Raw genomic sequence first — 204 nt, 5'->3', positions numbered from 1 at the left:
AGATCAGAGCATCCCTAAGTAAGCGTCGATTGCCGCGCCGAAGTTCTTCTCGCCGGGGTCGGTCTTGCTTGTACAGCCGGAAACCAGGGCAACGAGCGCAACGGTGAGAACAGCTCTTTTCATGAGTCCTCCATGGACATGGCTGATAAAGCGATAGTGATCAGGCGAAACAATGCGCATCGCGCTTCCTGATTAGCGTCGAAC

1 protein-coding gene is annotated in these 204 nt (G+C 54.4%); it reads right to left on the bottom strand.

What is annotated here, in order from left to right:
• Nucleotides 1–3: 3 nt before the first annotated feature.
• Nucleotides 4–180, bottom strand: a complete 177-nt coding sequence (locus tag ACH65_RS20195; RefSeq protein ID WP_153242691.1) for a hypothetical protein — start codon at nucleotides 178–180, stop codon at nucleotides 4–6.
• Nucleotides 181–204 lie beyond the last annotated feature (24 nt).

The organism is Frateuria defendens, assembly GCF_001182895.1.
In the GTDB taxonomy this organism is placed as follows: domain Bacteria; phylum Pseudomonadota; class Gammaproteobacteria; order Xanthomonadales; family Rhodanobacteraceae; genus Frateuria_B; species Frateuria_B defendens.
This window is presented reverse-complemented; position numbering and strand designations above follow the sequence as displayed.

What these genes read in the sequence shown, in the direction of transcription:
- ACH65_RS20195 (WP_153242691.1), bottom strand. Translation starts at nt 180, where the DNA reads ATGCGCATTGTTTCGCCTGATCACTATCGCTTTATCAGCCATGTCCAT.